Origin of the sequence: Paenibacillus hodogayensis, from assembly GCF_039536325.1 — a bacterium.
Classification (GTDB): domain Bacteria; phylum Bacillota; class Bacilli; order Paenibacillales; family NBRC-103111; genus Paenibacillus_AB; species Paenibacillus_AB hodogayensis.
Genome location: NZ_BAAAYO010000014.1, coordinates 114,901 through 133,796 on the forward strand (window position 1 = coordinate 114,901; position 18,896 = coordinate 133,796).

Annotated in this window: 13 protein-coding genes; 8 read left to right on the plus strand and 5 right to left on the minus strand. The window is 51.3% G+C overall.

Going from position 1 to position 18,896, the window contains the following annotated elements:
• Positions 1–179: 179 nt before the first annotated feature.
• Complete coding sequence (locus tag ABD796_RS28610; protein ID WP_344914824.1) at positions 180–5,732, minus strand: PKD domain-containing protein; 5,553 nt, start codon at positions 5,730–5,732, stop codon at positions 180–182.
• Between the two features lie 1,616 nt (positions 5,733–7,348).
• Entirely contained in the window at positions 7,349–8,524 is a 1,176-nt protein-coding gene (locus ABD796_RS28615) for an S-layer homology domain-containing protein (protein WP_344914826.1), read from the minus strand.
• A 421-nt stretch (positions 8,525–8,945) separates the two neighbouring features.
• Between ABD796_RS28615 and ABD796_RS28620 the strand changes: the two genes are divergently transcribed.
• The 6 genes from ABD796_RS28620 (at position 8,946) to ABD796_RS28645 (ending at position 12,288) form a co-directional block, all read left to right on the plus strand.
• Positions 8,946–9,590 (plus strand): hypothetical protein, encoded by a 645-nt coding sequence (locus ABD796_RS28620; RefSeq protein WP_344914828.1) that lies wholly within the window; start codon positions 8,946–8,948, stop codon positions 9,588–9,590.
• Positions 9,580–10,104 carry an accessory gene regulator ArgB-like protein gene (locus ABD796_RS28625; RefSeq protein WP_344914830.1) on the plus strand — a complete coding sequence of 175 codons (525 nt, stop codon included), beginning with the start codon at positions 9,580–9,582 and terminating at the stop codon, positions 10,102–10,104. The genes ABD796_RS28620 and ABD796_RS28625 overlap by 11 nt, the downstream gene beginning before the upstream one ends.
• Positions 10,105–10,106: 2 nt before the next feature.
• Complete coding sequence (locus ABD796_RS28630; RefSeq protein WP_344914832.1) at positions 10,107–10,223, plus strand: cyclic lactone autoinducer peptide; 117 nt, start codon at positions 10,107–10,109, stop codon at positions 10,221–10,223.
• A gap of 65 nt (positions 10,224–10,288) precedes the next feature.
• Entirely contained in the window at positions 10,289–10,684 is a 396-nt protein-coding gene (locus tag ABD796_RS28635) for a LytTR family DNA-binding domain-containing protein (protein ID WP_344914834.1), read from the plus strand.
• A gap of 456 nt (positions 10,685–11,140) precedes the next feature.
• Positions 11,141–11,494, plus strand: coding sequence for a LytTR family transcriptional regulator DNA-binding domain-containing protein (locus tag ABD796_RS28640; protein ID WP_344914836.1), 354 nt, complete (start codon positions 11,141–11,143; stop codon positions 11,492–11,494).
• 110 nt (positions 11,495–11,604) lie between these two features.
• Complete coding sequence (locus tag ABD796_RS28645; protein ID WP_344914838.1) at positions 11,605–12,288, plus strand: hypothetical protein; 684 nt, start codon at positions 11,605–11,607, stop codon at positions 12,286–12,288.
• A gap of 57 nt (positions 12,289–12,345) precedes the next feature.
• Here the strand turns inward: ABD796_RS28645 and ABD796_RS28650 are convergent, their stop codons facing one another.
• Entirely contained in the window at positions 12,346–13,389 is a 1,044-nt protein-coding gene (locus tag ABD796_RS28650; RefSeq protein ID WP_344914840.1) for an N-acetylmuramoyl-L-alanine amidase, read from the minus strand.
• Positions 13,390–13,709: 320 nt separating this feature from the next.
• On the opposite strand from ABD796_RS28650, the gene glsA reads away from it, so the two are divergent.
• Positions 13,710–14,648, plus strand: coding sequence for a glutaminase A (glsA, locus tag ABD796_RS28655; protein WP_344914842.1), 939 nt, complete (start codon positions 13,710–13,712; stop codon positions 14,646–14,648).
• Between the two features lie 137 nt (positions 14,649–14,785).
• Here the strand turns inward: glsA and ABD796_RS28660 are convergent, their stop codons facing one another.
• Both ABD796_RS28660 and ABD796_RS28665 read right to left on the minus strand, forming a co-directional pair.
• Positions 14,786–15,544, minus strand: a complete 759-nt coding sequence (locus ABD796_RS28660; RefSeq protein ID WP_344914844.1) for a hypothetical protein — start codon at positions 15,542–15,544, stop codon at positions 14,786–14,788.
• 225 nt (positions 15,545–15,769) lie between these two features.
• The gene (locus tag ABD796_RS28665) at positions 15,770–17,029 is read right to left on the minus strand and encodes an MFS transporter (RefSeq protein ID WP_344914846.1); all 1,260 of its coding nucleotides are present in this window, start codon (positions 17,027–17,029) and stop codon (positions 15,770–15,772) included.
• Between the two features lie 982 nt (positions 17,030–18,011).
• Here ABD796_RS28665 and ABD796_RS28670 point away from each other — a divergent pair.
• Positions 18,012–18,866 carry an SDR family oxidoreductase gene (locus ABD796_RS28670; RefSeq protein WP_344914848.1) on the plus strand — a complete coding sequence of 285 codons (855 nt, stop codon included), beginning with the start codon at positions 18,012–18,014 and terminating at the stop codon, positions 18,864–18,866.
• Positions 18,867–18,896: the final 30 nt, after the last annotated feature.

The window sequence follows — 18,896 nt, forward strand, 5'->3', positions numbered from 1 at the left end:
CGAACGGTTAAAATTTCACGAAAATCGGCAGCATTCCGCGAAATGCGTCCGCCCTTGTCGACGCCTCTTCCGCGATAAGCGAAAACAAGACCTCCACCGCCGCGAATCGCGGCTGCGGAAGTCTTGCGGCTTATACGCCGATTTGTATATTCGCTCGGGCCTTCGGCAGACTGCGCGCTTTATTGCTTGCGGTGCACCTCGACCGCGCCGGCCGCATTGCCGATAATCGTGACCGGCACGTCCTCCAGCTTCACCACTCCGTTCGCATAGCGGATACGGAAATGGATGAGCACCTGCCCTGGCGGAAGTCCCTCCGTAGGCGACATGAACTTGTCGTCGTACAGGCGTCCCTCGAACCGGGTCGTTTCTCCCGCCGAGGACGCCAGCAGAACGTTCACCTCCAGACGGCTCCCGTCCAACCCCGGCGTATCGATCCAAGCCGACGCTTCGCTTACCGGAGCCGGGGCGCTAAACGTCCTCACCACAAACACCTCGCCCGAATAAAAATCTTTCGGCACGTTCGTCACTTCATGTCCCTTGCTCTCGTGAATCGCCCGCCAGTCCGGCGTATGATCGACCTCGGAGCGGATCGTCAGCGGCGACGCTTCAAGCGTCTTGGTGACGCGGCTTTCCGCGAAACCGTCGGACACCGTCAGCGTGACCGTGTACGTCCCCGGCACGGCGGTAAACGCCGGTACCGTTGTCGTTCCATACGAGCGGATCGTCCCGTCCGGCTGTCGGATTTCCCACGCCGACGTCAGCGCGTCGCCATCCGGATCGGTCGACAAATTCGTCAGCTGCACCGCGTCGCCTTCCCAGATCGGCTTTGGCGTCCAATCGAAGTCCGCCGTCGGCGGCCGGTTGGTGAATATCCATTTGTCTCCCGACCAGCCCGACCAGACGTAGCCGTCGAACGTCCGCGCGCGCACCCGCAGCTTCTGTCCGGCCGGAAGCGCACGTTCCACCTGATGGCTTTGCTCCATGGCCGTCGTCTGCTGCGAGCGTTCTCCCGTATCGTAGACGACCGTCGTATTGGCTTCGTTTACTACTTGAAGCTGGTATTTGGAGAACATCGTGTTCGGGTCCGGATCGTACTGGTTAAAGCGCAGCAGCGGCTCCGGGCCGTCAATCGTCGGATTCGCCTGCGTACCGGACGGATACGTCACCTCGGCGGTTGGCGCCATGTTAATGCGCAGCCAGCCGATGTTCGACCAGTCCGACCATAGCATCCCGTCGCTCACCTGCACCTGCACTTGCAGCGGCTCGCCGGTTGGCAAGTCTGCCGTCACGGTCATGCTCTGCGCGGTCGCCTGCGTCCACTGAGCAGCACCGTAGTCGTAGACGAGCGAACCGTCTTCACGGCGAATCTGCACCCGGTACTGCTGGAATACTGCGCCGTAAGGCAAATCCGGGTCGTACTGGTTCCACGTCAGCTGCGGGCGCCGGTTGTCCTGAATCAGATTCGCGGCCGCGGCGTTCGGTCCGTTCGGGAACGTCAGCACCGCTCTCGGCGGGCTGTTGACGATCATCCAGCCGATGTTGGACCAGTCCGACCACGTTTCGCCGTCACTAGCGCGGACCTGCACCTGCAGCTTGGTACCGGCCGGCAAATCGATCGGCACGTCCCAGGTTGCGTTGTTGGCCGTCGTCCATTGCGGCCGTTCGCCGCTCTCCGCGACGATCGAGCCGGAGGCGTCGGATATTTTGACATGATAGCCCTGGAAGACGGTTCCCGGCGTATCGTACTGCTCCCACGCGATTGTCGGCCGCGGTGTGAAGATCAGGGTCGGATTCGCCTGTGTTCCGGATGGGTATGTGAGCTGCACGGTTGGCTTGCCGTTCGGCGTTGGGATCGTCCCGACGTTTACCGTGGCGGATACCGGATAGCTCCAGGCTCCGTACTCGTCGCGTACCATAAGCCAGATTTCGTAAGGACCCTTCTCGGTCGGCCGCGTCAGCTTGCTCTCGACAAACTGGCCGCTTGGCGATACGTAGTAATATTTTCGCTCCATGATACCGCGAGTGACCCCATAGTCGATGCCGGTCGTATCCGGCGGCGAATAGTTCGTAGGACTGATCCAGCGGTCAGGATCATAGCTTTCGTCCGTGTAACCGATCGTGCCGTCCGCGTTCGCCCAGGCGGTCATGACGGCGATCGGCCGGCGATGGACGATCAGCCGTTTGGCATAGGCGTTCGAATCTTTCCGGTAGCTGTCGAACGTCATGTTCGGGTACAGATAGTACGGATTCGGGTCGTCACGTGCCTGAAGCGTAATCCAGTATTCGCCCACTTTATCGAAATACAGCTGCTCGCTGGAATACGTTTGCCCGTTCAGCGCGGAGACGCCATGGTTATTGAGAAACTTCGGCGTATGTGTCAAGCTCCAACGGAAGGAACCGGACATCGGATCGTTTTCGGGATCGCTGTAAACGATGTTCTCGTATCTGGCCTCCGCCCGGGCTGTATCGCTCTCCCAGATGGCGTACTGCGTCAGCCAATCGACGCTTTGCCTTGGAACGTTCTTCAGAGAGACGGCCTTGAAGTCTACATACGATTTGGTCGTAAACGGACCGATTTTACCGCTAGGGAACGTTCCGTCCGTCACGGACAAATAAGGGATGCCGCCAAGCGTTACATCCAGTTGATCGCCGGACATGCTTACTTTGAACGCATAGTCGGTTCCCGGCTGGAACGGGTACGGGATGCTTTGCAGCACCGTACGATTGCCGGCAATGTACCTCGATACGTACAAGGTGGAGGCGTCCATTTCGACTGCATACCGGTTCATCGGGTCTTGCATGCGGAACGAGAAACCGGCCAAGCCGGTGTCGATATGCGGACGATGCATATTAATCGTGAAGCTCAGCTGCGTATCGTCGTAGGATGTGGAAGAAACAAGCTGCCCGAGCTGGAAGCCATTGCGTACCACTTGGTTATTTACGGTTCCAGGTGCAAGATACATGTAGCGATCTGACGTCATATTGTCGTCGCCAAATGGCCCGGAAATGTTTTGCTTCCACGTCTGGTATATGCCCAGATATACCCCGTCGGCAATATATCCTCCGTTTACTAAATATCTCATTTGTTCTTGCGATAGAAAGTTTAGATCCTCCCGCTTGGAAATGAGATTTCCATTCCCCCATGTGCGGGTCGTGCCGGAATCGGCCGTGATCGAACTCGGTCCGCTTGCAGGGCCGTAGCTGCCGTCCGGATTAATGGTGAAGCCCGGTCCCATGTTATTGATCGCTGGACCACCCCAAGCTGTTAGTGCCCCTGTTGCGCCATCCAGCAGCTCCTGGTAATCCGTCACGGTTGGCGTAGAGCAGCCATTGCAATAGGTCTGCGTATAACTCCGTGTGATGAGCTGATTGGTCACCGGGTTGTAAGCCGCCACCTGCTTTGTTTCCCAGTTAGCCTCGTACGGACCCACGTCGCGACGGAAATCGGTTCCGCGCAGTTTCGTCATCCAAGCCACATCCAAGTCCGCATTCACCTTGAGTGCGTAGTACGCGGTTTTCACATAGCTAGTCTGGCTGCTCGCTTTGCAGCTTTGGTTTACAAAGGTGAAATATTCCCCGTTCAATCCTTTGTATAGCCCAGTAGCATTATGATATATACAACTTTTCCCGTTCTCGATGCTGACAGGGAGTGTGATGTCCTTTTTCCGAACCGTTTCCCCTTTCGGGCCAATCTCCAGCTGCCGGATCGTGAAATCCCCGCCATAATTGGTCCCCGGAGCGCTCAAAACAAGCAAGTTTTCTCCTTTATCCATTAACGTAAAGGATCTGCTCTGCCGTCCCGTCTCATAGAACGGCGCTCCGGCCATCGTGGCAAAGTCCGCGTTGTCCAGCTTCGTTGCTTTTAACGCCCCGGTGTAGGAGTCGTATATCATGACGCCGATAACGGGGAGCGCCGGCAATGTGGATGACTGATAAGAAGCGGTGGTCATGCAATTGCAGCCGGAATTGGACTCCTCATCGTAGTACTCGAAGGTATCGTAAAAGGCTTGGGACCGGCTGCCGCCGCTAACCAACTTGTAGATGTTCTCCCCTGCAACCTCAAAGCCTTCGCTGTTGTAAAACTTGTACGTGGTCGGCGACACGACACGTGCGCCGGAATAGTCGCCCTGGCGAATCTTCGCTTCATTTGCAGCAGCCTCACTCCAGCTCGTATAAACGGGAGCCCAATAGGTAACCGTCTTGGAGCCGTCCTCCGCAGCCTGGATGATGTAATCGTATGGGTTGCTCCCGAGCTCCGGCCATGTATACTCCAGATGTCGTGCAAATTGCGATGTCTGCACCGTCTTTGCTTCCATCTTCGGAATCTTAGACAAGTTATAACCGTACAAGGCCGTGCTGTACTTGTCCCAATTGTTAATCGTATCAAAGATCAGGTGCGTTTTGTTTGTTCGCACAAGGTTTCCGTATTGAACAGGTTCCAACACCGTCTCGTTGTTTTGCGTCTTTGGCACGAGTACAGGCTGCATCCGGGCCGTATCGACCGTGTCGATACCTTTGTACGGCGAAATGCGGTTTGCACCGAATCCGTTATCCTCGTAAGGATTGAAGTATGGACGGTACGTATTGATTTGACCCAGAGAAAATGACGCGGATACATCGACTTTGCGCTCCATTCCTTTGCCGAGCCCCGCGCTCAGGACCCCGTTGCGATTGGCCCAACCAAAAATCGGGTTGGCCAGCTGCTTGTTCGTGTTCACATCGTACAGCGTCCAGTTCATCATCGCTTGCGCGTTGAATGCTATCGGCACGTTAATCTCCGGCTGCTCGTTTTTGCCGATTATATCGAACGAAACGGTAGGCGCGAGATTGATCGTATCCAGCACGAGCAGGCTGATCGTCTGCGTGGCCGACGCGTACGCGCACATGCCGTAGTCCTCGCACACATAGACATCGAACAAATATTTTCCTACCCGGTTTGGCGTAAAGGTTGTCGCGTTTAACGTTCCGGGCATAGCCTGCCACGGATCGTCATCAAAACCATTGTTCCCCGCATCGTACTTGTACCGGTAGGCCGCGCTGACGATTATGTCGCCGTCTGGGCTGTACGATTTATTGAACAGGGTGTAGGTCTGTCCCCGCAAGCCGAGCGGCGGAACGTCAAGCTTACCGACAGGCGGCTGATCCGGCTGAACGACGATGTTGCAGGTGTCCGCAAAGAGTGACTTCAACCCTGCATTGTCATACACCCACAGACTGGCTTGCACGGTAATATTGGCCCCTGTCAAGTTGGTGTAGGCCGTTAGTCGATTCGTCCATTCACTGCGGCTATGATCGATCATGTGGCCGGCTGGGCTGTAGCTGCCCGCCGAGCTGAATTTCGTTTGATCGACCGGACGGCCGGATTTTACGGGTGAAGGGCATTTGGCGACAGGAATCGGGTTCGGCGGAATAACGTTCAGGAAGACGGTTTGGCTCGCGGATGCCCCGCGCCGATCCGTGCCGGTAACGCGAATGGCGAAGTTGCCGGCCTGATCTGCCGTAATGTTATAAAAATGATCCTCCCGGTTGTCGAACTTGTATTTGGCGGGAAGCCCTTGAATCCAACTGCTTGCGCTGCCCGCGAAATCCCAGCTCCATGTAATCGGATAATCATTTTCCGCATCGTACGGCGACGGCGGATTGGAATGCGGATCTTGAATGATCCGCAAGTTCACCTGCGAGCCGACGATAACTTGCGAGACAGGATACGTACCGGTACGGTCGTTTTCCAAAAAGAAGCCTGCTCGGAATTCTGGCGGGGTGTTCGGTCTATCCGATTCTTCCACCACCAGCGGTTTGTCTCTAATCCATCCAGAGTCTCCACAGCTTGTGTAAATTTGCATGGACACTATGCTTGTTCCCACCGATAAATTGTCCGGATAATTGGGATAAGCAAAGGGCGATGCCATCGTTTTCCCATTAACTCTCGGTGTAATCCATGTACTCCCGTTTTGAACGAAACGATATTGATGGCCTTTGTACGTGCACCCATTCGGGATATCCATGTCCTTGGGGACCACAGAAAAATTATCCGTATACTTTATTTTGGATGGAATGATATCAAAATCTCCATCGATACCTATATTGACGGGAAATTCGTAGTCAGCCGTGTTGTTCAGCTTTCCGTTCGGAGGCTGCTCGTCAATGTCATTATTGTAGTCAACAATCAGTCTAAACTTTAGAGTCTGTGGACTTGAAGCCGTAAAAGTAAAGGTACCGGATACTATTTGATTCGTAGCTGCTTGATTAAAACTAGCCTGAGTGACCTTCCCGCCCGTGTTTAGATTTTGAACGTAAACGACAAAGGACTTGTTAACGATGGACTTGCCGATGTTCGTAAAATTGAAAGTGTATGTTTTAGATTCGCCCAATTTCACCGGGCCGTTTGTCGTTATGCTGACGGGTGTCAAGTCTGGCAAGGCATTATCTAGTTGCTCGTACTCGACTTCTAGGGTGTAGGGGTATTGGTAGGTGTATGCTGTAATATCTACAGTGAATGCAGAGAAATACACCATCAGTTTAGCTCCATACGCTTGAAGGTTTTTTGCATACGGCGATACTTCCATAAAGCTTTGTGTAAAACGGACCAAAATGCTAAAATCCGGTGTTAAATGGACTGGTTTGTCGTGAAGGGTGATAGTGGAAGAGTTCACATACCCATCAACTCCTTCTGGACCCGGAACTTCTTGGCCATCTATAATTTTTGCAGTTCCATTGGCTAGAGAACGATCCACTACGTCCAAGTTCACTTTCTTCTGTGTAGCGTTAGTCGTAAAGAAATCTTTCTGTAGCGCACCCTTCATCGCCAGATTTGTATCTTCACACCCAGGAGATGCCGGCATTCCAATCTCATCCAATTCGTTTGATTTACATAAGCGATACTCCCCATACTCGGTATAGCTATCGTCCCATCTAAAAAAATTGGCGCGCCAATTGTCATTTCCGCTAGCCTTAGCATACCGATACCAGGCATAATATCCTTGAGTCGATTGATTGTTTTGGGATTTGATTTCAACCACTTCGCCAGTCAATATTTCAGCTACATTATACTGTAACTGCCCAGCAGCTCCATTCAACACTTTAGAAGGTGTGCCATTCTTTATGATGGTTACTTTTTTAATTTTATAACCGTCTCTGCCAATAGACGTATTTGTTGTTAAGGTTGCATATTTACTGAATTGTCCATCAGCCTGCCAACTGTCATTTGGTGAGTATGTAAGTGGTATGGACTCAGCAAAAACCGTGGAAGATGAGGAAGGCATCAGAACGAGTGTGCCAACAAAAAGTAGAACCAGCAAGATAGAGAGGCTGGATATCCACTTTTTTTTGATCTGCATAATACGGCTCCTTATCGGTTTTGTTTAATCGGATTCGCCCAAAGTAGCGTCTTACTGTATGTTGGGTTTGGCGGAATTGCGGATGACCGAATTTCTATGAATAAACTATCATCTGTTTTAACTTTCTTAGAAATTACAATCCCAGGAAATATACCATTGTTGAAATCTCGATAGGTAGTTGGAGCAAAACTAACCATGTTACCTTTTTTGGCTTCATCCCGTTCAAACTCAAAACCGATTAAACTAAAAAGTACGTATTCCTTTGTATTACTGTATATATTTGTATCTCGGTTGAATACAACTCGTCCTTTGAAATAGAGCAAATATGCTTCATTTATATCACTTACCGGCTGCACTTTTGATGTTGCAAGATTCAACCACTTCAAATCCGATAGGTTTACCAGTTGCCGATTAGGATCATTGGGATCGTCCAGATCGATTGCGACAAGTGCATCGAGTTCCCCCCTGTACAATCCATCCGAAGTTTCTACGAACATATCATCCGGATTCCATTTGCTAGATGAGTGTAGTTTCATAAAAAACTGTGGCATAACCGTAAATATATTCGTCTTATGCCAAGCCAGCTCCGCACGGTTGACTGCATACTTATCAACCTCCAGATTTCCCCCGCCGTTCACGGTCAAAATTCGCTCAATGACGGTGACCGACTGTGCACGTGTCGTCGCTTCGCCCTCCCCCAACTCGCCGCCGCTCAAACCTTGAATAAGTCCAGCCTTAGCCGCAAGATACAACAACTCGCTATCCGTTTTTTTCACATCCTCCTTCTGCAGCTCCTTATCGGTCGCCCGAACGATCATGCGAGCCATTTCCTGTCGCGTTATCGGCGTATTCCAATCCCCGGTAGAGAAATCGCTCCAACGATGTATACCGGCCTGGACCGCAGCATTGACGTATGGCAAATACCAGTCCGTACCCGATGTTGAGCCGCTTACCTTAAGCTTCAGTGCGGTTACGGCCATCTTCACGAATTCGGCACGCGTTACGGACATGTCCGGACGGAACGTCAGGTCCTCATATCCGTCCACGTAGCCTTTGCCAACCGCCTTTTGAATCGATTCCTTCGCCCAGTGACTGGTACTGTCGGCAAATGTTTTCGATTCGGCATGTGCGCTAAACGAAATGAGAGCCGCCCCCAACATAATAGGCACTGCAAGCTTTTTCCACATGATCTGTTCCCCTTTTCTCTTAAGTGTATTTGTAAACGTAGTATCACATGAACCCGCCAATTCGTCCACATTTTTCCACGTCAAGCGATTCATCGTACTCCCGGATTCCAGCTCCTATTGGAAAACAAAAAAGCCATTATCCGCGTTCTCTAGAACGCAGCATAATGGCGGTGCTTCCGCTAATAATTTCATATATTCCAAAAAATAGCATATCACTTGATATCTTGTCAAGAGAAAACGAAACTCTTCTATCATTTCGAGCCCAATCGACTAAGAATTACACTAAATACATACTATACCATATCTTCAACAATATTTCGATGAAATTTCACTGTCTTATTTTACCTTTATAGTTCTATCGGCTTATAGTATAATACATGTAATACCAGAGAAAGAAAGAGTAGATTGGGGAGTTTTTGGTATGAAAGTATTTTCGTTTTTGTCCGTTTCTATGATCGAATGGTTTGCGTTGATCACATTAGGTTTTACCACTTTTAAACTGGAAATTCGCGGGTATCGGGGTCAATTGATTTTTACATCGTTTTTGTTATCCCTTTTCTCCTACATCGCCATTGTTGTCCTTCAAATGAAAATATATTCAACCTTTCTTCAGCCTCCTATCGTGTTTTTGTTCCTATGGCAGATGTTTAGAATCCCTGCATTCTACGCCGGAGTCGTCACAACAAGCGGCTATTTGACTTATACAGTGCTGCAATCTTTCATTTTCTTTTTTTTCCAAAAATTCGGGGCAATCATTGAACCGGAAACATCAATTACGTATTTGGGGCAAATCACAACCGCAGCACTAGCTCTGCTTGGCTCTTGGATTATTTACAAGAAGAGAATGGGCTATACATTCATTCCATATGGAGAACGTTTGATCATCAAATTTTCCGGGATCAATTTAAAACTTTTACTGTTTACTGTGCTCGGTTATTTAATGATGCTCGGTTTTAATTACCTACTGTATAGCGATTTTACTTTGATCTTGCTTTGCATCCTTACTCTGGCTTTATTGCTCCTGCAATTCTGGGTAATTAGAAAGGAGTACTCCAATGATCGTTGAAGCATGGTCGGAAAAAATCGCATTACATATAAAAAAAGCAAATGAAGAAGAAACGGTTAGCATAGAAGTTATGAAGTTTGCTCTGATTATCCTTATTAATTTTATGATTCCTGTTTGTATTTCTTTGCTCATCGGTTTAATAACTGGGAAGCTAATGGCGACTTCTATTTCCATTCTAGCTTTCGTCCTTCTGCGCATGGCCTCCGGAGGGTTTCATTTCCAATCTCCCATAGTATGCATGATTTCAACAACTATAGTAACAGCGGCACCTCCTCATATCGCTTTATCGCATATATTTATATACATTTTCACAGCTATCAGCCTGCTTCTCGTACTCATCAAGGCTCCCTCCAATTTAAAAGGCTACAATCGGATGCCGGAACGGTTTTATCCTTACTTAAAGCTCGTTTCCGCCATTCTTGTATGCATAAATTTTATCTTTGTTTCTTCATCCGTAGCAGTTGTATTTCTGATTCAAGGCATCCTACTATTTAAGAATGTAAAGGAGGTGTGAATATGGCACGTTTAACAGCAAAAGTTGCGTCTTACTTTTTGAATGGAATAGCTCGTTTTTTTGTCCAAACTGCCTCACCCACGCAACATCGCCCAGAAATCCCTAATGAATTACGGTAATTTTGGTATGAGGCTGCCAGAGCTTCTGGCAGCCTAAGTTTCTTTTAACGGAGTTGACTTCCCGAATGGTCAAGTACCCTGTTACTCTCGACCCCCACAACTTTGAATCTGTGATCATGCTTGATCCCGAAGAAATTATTAAGATAGAGGTTCATGATCGCAGCATCACTTTTCATACAAAGACACAAACGTTTTATCCGCTTAGCTGGACTATCTCTACGCTTGAGCATCATCTAAGAAATCTCGACTTTCTTAGACTGGATAGAAACAATTTGGTTAATATGAATAAAATCACACATTTAGACGAAGAGCGGGCGCTCGTTTTTTTTGACCCTGAAATTACAAATTCAAGTAAATTTGCCACAATATCGAACAGAGAAAAAAATCGAGCTAAACAAGAAATCGAAGATCGCATTAGCAAAAATTCGGACAAAAATGATTCGAACTCTATAGACATTTGATTCGAAAATTGGGCCCTTCGGTGGCTTGCTATATAATTGTAGTTTCAGTTAACCAATTTTCAATTAACCAACTAAAACAAATGAACCTGAATTTCGGTACAAGAAACTGGGGCGGCTGGGCCGGTCGTGTTCTCAACTGCCGGCTGAACTGCGAATGCTGAATCTGAAGGGTTAACCTTGATATATAAAGCGACTTCCTGGGAAAAGCCCAGCCGCGTGGCGGTTATTCCCAGGCGCAAGTGCTTGAATTGCTTCTTACGTTTTAAGCCGCATCGCTCGCTTTTTCGTACAAACCGCTTCACCGATTGGTCATATGCCAGAAATTCCGGTAGAATTAAAGAAATGAGTACAGAATGGGCTGGCAGACATCTGTCAGCCTGACTTTCTTTTCTGGAGTTGACTTTCGTGATATTCCCAGCTACGCTCGATCCGGATAACTTTAAAGAGGTCATTCTCTTGAATTTGGCCGATATCGTAAAAATCGAAGTGAATGACAGCAGCCTAACGTTCCATACTTTGCACCAAGTCTATTATCCGTTGATCTGGACTATCTCCGCTCTGGAGCCCCATTTCCAACAATTCGGCTTCCAGCGTCTGGATAGGAACAATCTGGTCAATATGAGCAGTATTACCCACTACGATGAAGAGCGCGCGCTCGTTTTTTTTGACCCTAAAATTACAAATAAAAGTAAATTTGCAACAATATCGAACAGAGAGAAAATTAAATTGAAAAAGGAAATGAGCAATCGGGCTACACTCCACGGTCGTACGAGGCGTTCGAAAATAAGCCGTAGATGGAGCAAATGGTGAAGCATTCGATATCAGATATATATATAAAAAATATACTGCAAATCCAAACAACGTATAGTATGATGCATATAATTGCCATACATACTCGATGTTAGACGGAGAGTTATTCGATGAATGTGCTTATTTTTTTACTCGTGTCCATGTGGGAATGGTTTTCCGTGATCATACTTGCATTTGCGCTGTACCGCTTCCAAATACGCGACCATTTGGGCCAACTTATATTTGCATCGTTTCTGCTCGCCCTGTTTTCTTATATGGTGTTTAATGTATTCCATTTGGTTTTATTCGCTACCCTTATCGAACCTATTATGGTCTTTTTGTTTTTCTGGCTGATGTTTAAAATTCCTATCTATTACGCAGGCCTTGTTGTCATTAATGGTTATTTGACTTATTGCTTCATTACATCGTTTATCTACTATGGCATAGAGCAATTTGGAATCAAAACATACCCTTCGACTCCCACCGCTTATGCGGTTCAAATAAGTGCCGGACTGATTGTGCTGTTATTAACGCGATTATTTTTAAAGCTGCGGCTTGGATTTTCCTTCGTCCAATACGGACAGGAAATCAAAAATATGACCGGCATCAATAAGAAACTGTTACTGATCACGCTCTTAGGCTATGTTGCGCTCTCCAGCTTCAATTTTCTATACTTCGGCGCCAATTACACCGTTCTCGTCATCATTATCATGTTCGTCGCTTTCGGATTGATCCAATACTGGACTTTGAAAAAGGAGCACGAAGCGGCGTTCCGGCTTCGCCACAAAAAATACAAGTACGATATAGACGCTTAAACCAAACACCCCTATCTCTGCCTTCATCAAAGGTCAGGATAGGGGTGTTCTTCTCGGTCAAGATGCCGCTAAAAGGGTCTGCCCCTGGGGCAATTGAATCCAGTTGCTGCCCAGCCACGTATCGATCCGGTACCAGTCGTCGGCTTTCTCGCGAACGGTGACCGTCTGCGGCCCCAGATAAGCGCCAATCGGGACGAGCCGGCCGTCTGTACGATCGAACAAATAAGCATTGTCCGTCAAGTCAAGCCAGCCGACATACGGCTGCGGAAGCCAGGGCGATTTTCCCGCCACTTCGGTGATATACCGGTTTACGCCTTCGGCAATCCCTTTGGCCATCTTGCTCTGGTACTCGTCCGTGGAGAGCAGTCGGTCCTCCTCGGCATTCGTCATGAAGCCCATTTCGACGAGCACGTTCGGCACCGTCGACCAGTTGAAGCCCGACAAGTCGCTGCGCGGCACCGTACCGCGCGATTTGGCGCCTGTCGCCGCCACGAGCTCGTCCAGCACCAGCCGGGCCGCCGCTTCGCTTTGCCCATACTGTTCCGGGGAAACCGACACGGCTTTCGCCGGATACAAGACCGATGCGCCTTGGGTCTTCGACGATGCGTCTCCGTCGGCATGAATGCGCAAGAACAGATCGGCGCCGGTGTTATTAGCCACCTCGGCCCGCTCCTTGTTGCTGATGTCAACATCATGCGTCTCGCGCGTCATGACGACCGTATACCCCATCGCCTCCAGCTCGGTTTGGATGCGCTTCGATACTTCCAGCGTCAGCACGTACTCCGCTTTTCCGGTAGCCGTCCCCTGCGTGCCCGACGATACTTTTGGCTTCATCGCCCGGCTGTTCGGCCCCGTCGGCTCCAGCGCATTGTTGCCTTTGAGCTGATGGCCCGGATCCAAGCAAATGACCGGCGGCATGCTGCTTGCCGAATCCGCCGCTGCGGCGGGAGCTCCCCCCGCGAAGGGAGATGCAAGCAGGGCCAGAGCGGCCCATCCGAGCATCGCCGGCCGCAGGCCTCGTCTACCCTTTCGTTTCGTATCGGCCTGCCACGCCCGCACGTACCGGACGTCATGGATAGTCTGTTCCCCATTGTTGTTCATCTTGCGTTTCTCTCCCTTATCCCATGATGCCTATGTAATGCCACATGCGCCGGGCATGGTTGGTTAGGCTGTTGTACGGAATCTATTTGTTTGCACGAAATCTATTCTATAAGATTGACCGGCTTTTTACCATATGCCTGAAAAATACGTAGTCTGAACAAGGTGCCCGATGCCCAAGCGGCTGCCTTTGTTCAGGTGGGCAAGGCCCAGCAGAATCCGACGAATTTCGTCGCACGAAGCCTTTTGGTATGACCTGTGTCTGTTGTATAATGGGACCAACGATTATCAAGTGATCCGACGATACAAAGGAGACCGTACCGATGCCGACCGACTTCTCAGATTTGACCCACCGTCTTCCTGCCTGGGTGGACGCTTGCCGCGTCCATACCGCCCAGGGGAGCGTCGCCACCTACATACCGGAGCTTGCTCATGCTCCCCGCCATGCGCTCGGCATCACGCTGCACCACCGTTCCGGCAAATCCGTATCGGCCGGAGACAGCGATATGCGCTTTACGCTGCAAAGCATCTCCAAGGTGTTCACGCTGCTGCTTGCGCTGATGGACCGCGGCGAACAAGCCGTATTCGAAAAAGTCGGCATGGAGCCGACTGGCGACGTCTTCAACTCGATGCTGAAGCTGGAGCTGGTCCAGCCGGGCAAACCGTTCAATCCGCTGATCAATGCAGGGGCGATCGTCATCTCCTCGCTTATTCGCGGCGATACGCCCGAACACAAGTCGCAGCGTATCCTCGGCTTCATCCGCGATTTGGCCGGCGACGACAGCGCCGCTTTCAACGAGGACGTGTACCGCTCGGAAGCGGCGACCGCCAACCGCAACAGGTCCCTAGCCTATTTTCTTAAAGACAACAAGGTGCTGGATGCCGACGTCGAGCCTACCTTGGACGTCTACTTCCGGCAATGCGCTATCGAGGTGACGTGCGCTCAGGTCGCCCGCATGGGGCTTGTGCTCGCTTCCGACGGCGTCGATCCGGCTACGGGCCGCGAGCTGTTCCCGAAACGGTTCGCCCGCATAGCCAAATCGTTCATGGTCACCTGCGGCATGTACAACGCGTCCGGGGAATTCGCCATCCAGGTCGGCATACCGGCCAAGAGCGGCGTTGCCGGCGGCATCCTGGCTCTTGTACCCGGCGAGCTCGGTATCGGTATCATCAGCCCGGCGTTGAACGACAAAGGCAACAGCACGGCCGGCGTCCACTTGCTCCGCCAATTGTCCGAGCAGTACGACTGGAGCATGTTCTAGTACAAAGTCAGAGTTAATTCGGTGTATTCGGAAAAAGGCCCGACCTCTTGCTGTGCAAGGGAATGGGCCTTTTCATGTATACGGTTTGGCTTTGTACTGTCCAAAGCCAGATGTCCAATTGCACCGACGGTTCGGTATCAGATCGTCCATTGATCGTGGACGATGCCTATCAGGTAAAGCCTGCCGCCGTCTTTCTCGAACACGAGCCGCAAGCTTTTCCAGTCGATCCCCGCATATTTGGGATCGAACCCGCTGAAATGGTACTCCACAAACGCGTACCGGTCCGAAGGATACGCCTCGCTCATATTGTTCGCCATATTCCCTTTGCCGACCACCTTGTTGACTGCGGTCTGTTCAGGCTTGGCGAAATCGACGTCGTATATAAATTTGGCGTAATATTCGGCAAAGGTCAGCCGGATCGGCTCCCCTGATCCTTCGTAAATGCCCCACTCGTACTTCGTTGTATCCGCATACAGCTTCCCTAACGCGGCAGACGGGAATACCAGATCTTTATCGGTGTCGACGAAACCGTAAGGCGAGAACCGGATGCCCCGGTCCGGATGCGCCAATTCGGCCAGACGGCTCCAATCCTGGCGCTTGAGCGCTTCCACGGCGGCACTCGCTTGTTCCTCCACGCTGGCTGCGGCTGGCTTTGTCGTTTCTCCCGAGCCTGAACCTGAACCCGGGACAGGTGCAGGCTTGTCATCCGGCTTCTTCGCGCTGCCGCCACCTGTTCCGGACCCGCCGCCTCCGGTCTCCGCAGGCGTCGATACGCCTGAACCGGTCTTCACGTCGGGCTCTCCCGGGAGCAGCTTGTCGCCCGAGCAGGCGACGGCCACGAGCAGCGCAGCCGCCATCCACAATCCGAATACCTTGTTGGAACCAACCCTTCTCATGATTCATTCCTCCCGGCAAAAGTCCTGTTGCTGCGGCTTCACTCCTTTAGACGCCTTTAGGTTTCGGAATGTTACAGCGAGGCAAAGCATGCCACAGCACAAAAAAAGCCCGATTTCTCGGGCTTCCTTCGAATAGTTCCATAAAATATGCGCCGATCCCGGCACCTTTCTGGTTTTTCCGGCTTTTCCGGCTTTTCCCGCTCGTCCGGCGGACGCGCGTCGGCGTTAGCCGACCATTTTCTCGGACCCGCTCTCCTGATTGTCCGAACCGGACGGTTTTCTAAGCAGCGGCAGCATAATCACAATACCGACAAGAAACAGGACGACAGCCGCCTCATAGATCGTGACCAGCGAAAACATCTTCTTCAGCGCGCCCGACGTGCTCATCGTCACGACCATCGCGCCCATGAATAGCGGCGTCAGCGTCCCCGAGACGCGGCCGACGTAAGCCGAATCGGTATTGCGCAAGATCATCGTATTGATCCCGATCTGAATACAAGGCATGACGAGGCCGCTGACGAATTCGGCCGCAAGCGTGAGCCACAGGTTCGTGGACAGCCCCATGACCAGGATCGCAACCGCGCTGACCGACATGCCCAGAACGAGCAAGCTTTGCGGAGACGCCTTCTTGGCCAGCGCCAGCACGAGCCCGCCGCCGATAATCATGGCGACTCCGTTTGCGGCCATCAGCCATTGAAACTGCTCCTTCGGCAGGCCGAGACGCTCCGTTACTAGAAACACGGCCAGCGGCTGCGTCAGACCGAGGGCCAGTCCGGCCGCCGCGAAGCAGCCTCCGAGCGAGCTCAGCATGCGGCTATTCAGCACGTACCGAATCCCCGCCTTCATCTCCTGCCATACCGTCGTCTTCTCCTTGACCTCATCGTCGATGCGATCCGGCGGCAGCATGACGAGAATAACGGCCGACAGGATGAAGGCGACTCCCATGATCCCGATCGAGACGGCGATGCCGAAATGCTGGTAAACGAACGTACCGACGACCGGCCCCAAAATCATGAACATCGCGAACAGCGTCTGGTACAGCGACATGCCCATCTGCATCAGCTGCTCCGAAACGTGCAGCTTGAACAGCTTCATCCCGGACGGCTGCGAAAATTGCGACAAGATCGACGACGCCAAAGTGGCGAAAAAAATCACTTTCCAACTGCCGAACACGAGCGTCAGCAGCACGACGAATATCGAGACGGCACTGAGCAGATCGCACCAGACCATCGTAAGCTTCGGCCTCCAACGGTCGGCAAACGTGCCGCCGATAAAGGAAAACAAAAAAATCGGAGCGAACTCGGCTACAGAAATAAGCGAGACGGCTACAGCGTCCTCGTTCGTCTTTTCCATGACATAAAGCAAAATCGAATAGTTTCTTACCCATATGCCGATCTGTAAAAAAAACGTAGACAGCAAGATCGTTCGGATTACACGATTGCGGAACAAATCGGCCATCGAGGCTTTAGGCACCTCGGCAGTCATAACATTCCCCCGTTTCCTCATTGAGCGGTTGTACCGGAACACACCATAGCCAGCATAACCGATCCGCCCGTTCAGGCGCAAACGAAGGTTCCGTTATAACGAAACTGTAGCGATCCTCCGCTTAAAGAAAACGTTTACCTTTCCGACGGGACTAACCGGCCTTTATGGATTGAGCCGCTTTTGCCGTCTCCGCTTCGGGATAAGGCTTGATTCCCATCTGTGCTGCGATCGCCCGAATATCAAGCTGAGTTTTCCGCATATCGTCATTCATTCCAATTGTTCCCCCCGCTACAATGACAATCCATATCATCATAGTTATCGCATGAATAGGGTGTAAATACTGTAAAATCTTGTCGATCCATTCTTTAAAGATTTATATAAATTTACAATAAGAACACTTAAAATTTTATGCGGCTAGCCCCATGTTTCCGTTGAAGCGCCGTACAAGGAACTAGTCGAAAACACCCGATATACAACCAGCGATTCAGGTAGGAAGGTGCATATTTGTCTAAAAATAGCGCTTTTTCGCCAATTAGAGAGATAGAAAGGGTTATGGACAACGTTTCATACATTATGGTAAAATATGTATTCAAAGGATAAAACAAGGGTAAGTAGAAATTCCCCGAATATTGTCGGATTATTACCATGTTGAAGATTCTTCAAGCCCTCTTTAACCCTTGCTACTGGCGGTCTCCAAGGAAAAAAGGGGTTAAGGAGCGGTGCTTCTTTTTGCCGCTCTCCTCTTTCTGGTTCCAGCGAACCATTTTTATATGCCATAAATAGAGAGACGCATTGTGTCGAGAAATGGGGAGAAGGCGTCGGATTACGTGGACCTTGCTTGGAGTAGGGCGAATATGTCGCCATAGGGAGCATGGGATTTCGATAGACATCTCGGCTTGACCATACTATGCTAACGATAGAAGACGATTCCGGAAGCCGTGAACGGACGGCTGCCTGAATTGGATAAGGAGGGTATACGGTTATGAGCCAATCTATTGCCATCGTAACGGGCGCCAATTCGGGGATGGGACTGTCCACGGTCGTCGAGCTGGCGAAACGCGGCTACCGGGTAATCATGGCATGCCGCAGCCCGCAGCGCGGCGAGGCCGCACGCCTGGAAGCGATAAAACAAAGCGGGTCCGACGCTATCGAGCTCCTGGTATGCGATCTGGGGTCGCTGGAAAGCATCCGCCAGTTTGCCGGCCAATTTCTTTCCCGCCATGATACGCTCGATGTGCTGGTCAATAACGCCGGCGTCGTGAATCTGAAGCGCCGGACGACCAAGGACGGCTTCGAAGAAATGATCGGCGTCAATCATTTGGGGCATTTCCTGCTCGTCTATTTGCTGCTTCCCGCCCTGGAGCGTGCGAAAGCGGGCCGAATCGTCGTCGTGTCTTCGGGCGCCCACAAGGCGGGCTCGATCCGTTTCGACGACCCGCATTTGACCCGGGGGTTCAATGTGGTTATCGGCTACGCCCAATCGAAGCTGGCCAACATTCTGTTTACCCGGGAGCTGGCCCGGCGGCTTCAGGGAACCCGCGTGACCGTCAACGCGGTACATCCCGGTGCCGTTGCCACCAATCTCGGGGTCGACCGGAATACCGGCTTCGGCCAGTTTATCTACAAGCTGCTGCGTCCGTTTTTCCGTTCTCCCGCGGAAGGGGCGGCCACGGCCGTTTATTTGGCCACGTCGGACGAGGTCGCCGGGGTAACCGGGCACTATTACTACGACAACAAGCAAGCGTCCCTGTCGGCCAAAGCCCGCGACGACGAAGCGGCGCGACGGTTTTGGTCGTGGAGCGAGAAGGAAGTCGGGCTGGGCGGCTCCGGCGAATAAGCCGGGCGTCGCCCGGCCACACGTCCGTCC